At 40.6% G+C, this 1295-nt stretch carries 2 protein-coding genes; one reads left to right on the top strand and one right to left on the bottom strand.

Annotated features, from left to right (window positions below; translation table 11 throughout):
- Positions 1 to 45: 45 nt before the first annotated feature.
- Positions 46 to 492 carry a MarR family winged helix-turn-helix transcriptional regulator gene (locus tag NCCP2331_RS18260; RefSeq protein WP_251672124.1) on the bottom strand — a complete coding sequence of 149 codons (447 nt, stop codon included), beginning with the start codon at positions 490 to 492 and terminating at the stop codon, positions 46 to 48.
- A gap of 179 nt (positions 493 to 671) precedes the next feature.
- Between NCCP2331_RS18260 and NCCP2331_RS18255 the strand changes: the two genes are divergently transcribed.
- Entirely contained in the window at positions 672 to 1199 is a 528-nt protein-coding gene (locus NCCP2331_RS18255; RefSeq protein WP_153723336.1) for a YceI family protein, read from the top strand.
- Positions 1200 to 1295: the final 96 nt, after the last annotated feature.

Raw genomic sequence — 1295 nt, 5'->3', positions numbered from 1 at the left:
ACTGCTATGGACTTGACTACTGCAAATCAACTCACCGAACTGCTGTCACAAGCCTTGCACGTGCAGCCCCAGCTTTTTCAGCTGTTCAATCATCAATTCTTTTTCACCGGTATCTAAACCAGAAAATATTTCCTTAATATCCTGAGTGTGTTTAGGGAATACTTCGTCCATGAACTGCCTTCCTGCTTCAGTGATCGCGGCATGCGTCACGCGGCGGTCTTTCGGGCAGGGCTTTCTTTCGAGGTAATTTTTCTTTTCCAATTTATCGACGACATATGTGATACTGCTGCTGGCGATTAAAATCTTTTCGCCAATTTTTTGTATCGGCTGATCTCCTTTATGGTAAATCAACTCCAGAACAGCAAATTCCGTAGGGTTCAGCCCCAAGCCTTTAATATCTTCCTCCACGCACTTCTTTACAGCATTCAAGGCACGGTTCAGTACCACAAATAACTTCAGGGATAATTCTTCATCGGTCGGTTTTTTATTCATATCACTCACACCTTTTCAATATCTCAAATTCGAGAAAATTATACGGCCGCCTTCAATTCTTGTCAACTGAAGAAGAAAGCATCAAGCTTTCTTATTGACGAATGCCGACAGTTCGATTATACTTCTAATTAGTATATCTCGAATTAGAGGTAATATCAAATGAACAGGGGAGATTAATTATGACAAGTTGGACAGTAGACAATTCACACTCAAGCATTGGATTTTCAGTAAAGCATATGATGGTTTCAAAAGTAAAAGGTACGTTTGAAGAGTACACAGCAACTGTGGAAGCAGCGGACTTGGCAGACTTGACCAATGCAAATATTTCATTCGTAATTCAAACGGCATCCATTAATACAAAATCGGAAGACCGCGATAACCATTTACGCGGAGAGGACTTTTTTGATGCAGAACGTTATCCGACCATTACATTCCAATCAAAGAATATTAAAAAAGACGGCGATGACTATAAAGTAACAGGTGATCTGACCATTAAAGACGTAACGAAACCTGTCACATTCGACGTAGAGTACAATGGCAAAGCAACGAATCCGTGGGGTGTAGAGACTTATGGATTCGAAGGTTCTGCGAAATTAAATCGTGAAGAATTCGGTTTAACATGGAACACAGCACTTGAAACAGGCGGTGTCCTGGTCGGTAAAGACATTAAAATTGAACTTGAACTAGAAGTGAATCCGGCGCAGTGAGGGAATATAAAAAACGCACAGTACTGTGCGTTTTTTTCTCGGCAAATTTTCTTGTTAAGCTTTGTATGAATTGATCCACAATCGCGATAGTGTATG

This window comes from Sporosarcina sp. NCCP-2331 (assembly GCF_023707945.1).
In the GTDB taxonomy this organism is placed as follows: Bacteria; Bacillota; Bacilli; order Bacillales_A; family Planococcaceae; genus Sporosarcina; species Sporosarcina cascadiensis.
Note: the sequence above shows the minus strand (reverse complement) of the source record. Positions and strands in the feature narration are given on the sequence as shown.